This window comes from Bacteroides sp. 1001136B_160425_E2 (assembly GCF_015559655.1).
Taxonomy (GTDB): domain Bacteria; phylum Bacteroidota; class Bacteroidia; order Bacteroidales; family Bacteroidaceae; genus Bacteroides; species Bacteroides luhongzhouii.
In genome coordinates, this window is sequence record NZ_JADMQH010000046.1 from 1 (window position 1) to 3,484 (window position 3,484).

Sequence of the window (3,484 nt, forward strand, 5' to 3'; positions counted from 1 at the left end):
TGCCATTATCAGAACTTTTATGAGTTTCCTATTAAATCACTCAATTATTTAGTAATCATTTGTTTTGATCTGTAAACAGTTCTGATTATATTCCGTCATAATTGTAGAATAACTTTTAAACAAGATGCGATTATGGACATATTTAATCTGAATGAAAAAGTCGAGGGGCTTGTTTCTTATTTACAAGAAACCGGTTATTCAGCCATGTACATAGGCTATGTGAAGAAAATGGCTGAGTGGCTATCGGAAAATGCTAACCATTATAAATGGCAGAGTTTCTCCGACGTTGAACCGATATTAAAAGAATTGTGGTCCAACAAGTATACCTACAGGAACAAGGTACGCCTGTTGCGTGTAATCTGCCAATATATTGAGAATGGATTATTACCCGATGGTTGCAAACACTACAGCAAGCCTCACCACTATGAGTTGCTCGGCGCAGAATACAAGGATGTAACGAACATGGCTTTCAACATGGTAGACAGACGTTGCAAATTTTCAATAAATGTGAAGTATGCGCTATCTTCGTTCTTCTTCCGGCTACAGGAAATGGGGGTGTACTCATTCGAATCAATAACAGAAAATGCGGTATTGGAAGTGTTTTCCAAAGACGGAAAACCGAAAATGGGCCATTCGTTCAAATATTCGGTGGAATATGGGCTGAAAGCCTGTTTGCCTCACTATGGCAAATCCGTTGAACGTATAATCGCATACCTGCCGTCCATACCCAATATGCGGAAAAACATTCAATACCTTACGGAGCAAGAACTGACTGCTATCAGGCATACTTTAGAACACGATAGCACAATATCTCTACAGGACAAAGCCATCATAACCTTGGCCATGTACACGGGATTGCGTGGATGTGACATCTCTGCACTCACGCTTGACAGCTTCGATTGGGAACACGACCTGATAAAAATCACTCAGGCAAAGACGGGACAGCCCCTGACATTGCCACTCCGTGCCGTGGTAGGAAACGCTGTATTTGATTACCTGCTCAAAGAACGTCCCCGAAGCCCGGAACCATATGTTTTTCTCACAGTACAGGTGCCATACAGAAGGCTTCATACAAGCAATCTCGATGCTATATGCTCAAAAGTCATGTGCAAAGCAGGAATAAGACAAGGTGAAAATGAGAGAAAGAGTCTGCATCTGTTCCGCCACAATGTGGCAACGGCCCTGTTGCAGGGCGGTGTGCAGCAACCTGTCATAAGTGCCACCCTCGGCCATGCGTCCCCGGATTCTCTCGACCGCTACCTTAGTGCGGAATTCAAGAGGCTGAAGGAATGTTCATTGAGCATAGAATACTTTCCCGTAGGAAAGGGGGTGTTTGACGTATGAAAACTATTTCATTCCTATCCAACGCTATAGAAGGGTATGTAAAATACCGCAAGGCTTCCGGGCGTAACAGCCATAGCTATGTCAAGAACGTAATACTGTTCGATCATTTTTGCGCAAGGGAATATCCGGGACAAACTGAGCTTACCCAAGAAATCGTGGACAGATGGTGCAGGCAACGTCCGACTGAATGCACAAACTCCTGCGTGTCACGTGTCTATCCTGTCTTAGACTTCATCAAGTACATGAACAAGCATGGAATGACGAAAATTGACTTGCCGCAAGTGCCAAGGTCTGTGCCGAGGACTTATACGCCGCATCCTTTTACACACTATGAATTGAAACGCTTCTTTGACGCTTGCGACAACATAAAGCCAAGGCGTGGCAGACTCGCGGCCATCCAGCGCATGACACTGCCGGTGTTCTTCCGTTTACTGTACAGTTCAGGAATAAGGACAACCGAGGCCATCCTGCTGGAACGCGATGACGTAAACCTTGAAAATGGCGTGGTATCCATCAAACGTGGCAAAGGGTATGACCAGCATTATGTAGTCCTCCATGACACAATGTTGCCCCTGATGCGTACTTATGACGGAAAAATAGATGGGCTGATTCCGAACCGTAGGGTGTTTTTCCCGACACCGGATGACAAGCCGCACCCTCCTGTATGGGTAACGTACCACTTCAGGGTGCTGTGGCAAAGCTGCAATTCATCCCGCGCAATCCCATACGAACTAAGGCACAACTACGCCATAGAGAACATAAACAGCTGGACACACCAAGGATTTGCCGTACATGACAAATTGCTGGCTCTAAGCAAGAGTATGGGGCACAGGCAAATAGAAAGTACATTGGCTTACTACTCTTTGACTCCGGCGATTTCGGACATAATGGCGTGTACCGACAATGAAATCAGCCAACAATTAACGCAAGACGATTATGAAAAAGAAGATTAACCCACAGGCCATGCAGATTGCCGCGTGCCTGCATGACTGGCTTGAACACCATGTGCCTTCCATCAAGGCGTGCAGCCGACATACCCTAAGAAACTACCATGTTTCCATGACGCTTTATGCAGAGTTCCTCAGAACGGTAAAAGGCATAACGCCCGAAACGTTGAATGCTGATTGCTTTTGCAAGAAAAACATTGAGGAGTGGATTGTTTGGATGAAAAAAGTCCGTAACTGTAGCCCGGCAACCTGCAATGTGAGATTGTCCGCCTTGCGCGCTTTTCTGAAATACCTATCAGATAATGACATATCATTCGTTTCAGTGTTCCTGCAGGCGGAGAATGTGCCGAATGAAAAAACTCCAAAAAGGAAAGTGATCGGGCTCAGCAAGTTGGCTGTTGACACGCTTTTATCCATGCCAAACCAAAGAACCGCCATTGGTTTTCGTGATTACACGCTTCTGCTTCTTCTGTATTCGACTGCCGTGCGCATCAATGAGCTTTTGACGCTGAAGATTTGCAATATTACCATGGACTGCGCAAAGCCTCACATAATTGTCATAGGAAAAGGACGAAAGAGACGCCCAATACCTCTTCTGGCAAAGCCTGTTCAATATTTGAAGAAATACCTTACCGAGTATCATCCTAATCCTGGCGATGCTGAAGCATTACTCTTCAGTTCAAAAAGCAGAGGTATATACACGCCCATGTCTGCGGAAAATGTTAATAAAATGCTGAAAAGGTACGCAAAGATGGCGCATGGCAAATGCAGTGACGTTCCTTTGGACATACATGCGCATCAGTTCAGGCACGCCAAAGCATCCCATTGGCTTGAAAACGGCATGAACATTGCCCAAATCTCTTATTTGCTTGGGCATGAGAATATCCAAACGACAATGGTATATCTTGACATAACTACCGAACAAGAGGAAAAAGCATTGGAAACGCTTGAGGATGAAAACCAGAGGTGCGTTGGTAAGAAATGGAAATCGGCAAAAGGTAAAATGGAACTTGAGGTTTTCTTGGGTTTGCATAAATGACGAATGTGGGGTATTGTGCTTGTAATAAGTACAATGCCTCATTTCATAACAACTCACTCAATAAATAATCCGAACTATATTAAAATGCAACAAAATAAGAATCAGCAACTTGATGCGAAATTTAGGAAATTCATAAAAGTTCTGATAATGGCAT

Annotated in this window: 3 protein-coding genes; all 3 read left to right on the plus strand. The window is 44.3% G+C overall.

The genetic code is table 11. The annotated features are described in order from the left end of the window. The first annotated feature begins 132 nt into the window (after positions 1-132). The 3 genes from I2I04_RS22970 to I2I04_RS22980 are packed head-to-tail and all read left to right on the plus strand — an operon-like array spanning position 133 to position 3,330. Positions 133-1,344, plus strand: coding sequence for a tyrosine-type recombinase/integrase (locus I2I04_RS22970; RefSeq protein ID WP_005680572.1), 1,212 nt, complete (start codon positions 133-135; stop codon positions 1,342-1,344). Beyond that, entirely contained in the window at positions 1,341-2,297 is a 957-nt protein-coding gene (locus I2I04_RS22975; protein WP_005680571.1) for a tyrosine-type recombinase/integrase, read from the plus strand. The genes I2I04_RS22970 and I2I04_RS22975 overlap by 4 nt, the downstream gene beginning before the upstream one ends. Beyond that, entirely contained in the window at positions 2,281-3,330 is a 1,050-nt protein-coding gene (locus I2I04_RS22980) for a tyrosine-type recombinase/integrase (protein ID WP_005680570.1), read from the plus strand. Before I2I04_RS22975 ends, I2I04_RS22980 begins: the two co-directional genes overlap by 17 nt. Positions 3,331-3,484: the final 154 nt, after the last annotated feature.

Bases quoted from the DNA above. Each gene is read 5' to 3' on its own strand.
- I2I04_RS22970 (WP_005680572.1), top strand. From the start codon at position 133: ATGGACATATTTAATCTGAATGAAAAAGTCGAGGGGCTTGTTTCTTAT.
- I2I04_RS22975 (WP_005680571.1), top strand. From the start codon at position 1,341: ATGAAAACTATTTCATTCCTATCCAACGCTATAGAAGGGTATGTAAAA.
- I2I04_RS22980 (WP_005680570.1), top strand. From the start codon at position 2,281: ATGAAAAAGAAGATTAACCCACAGGCCATGCAGATTGCCGCGTGCCTG.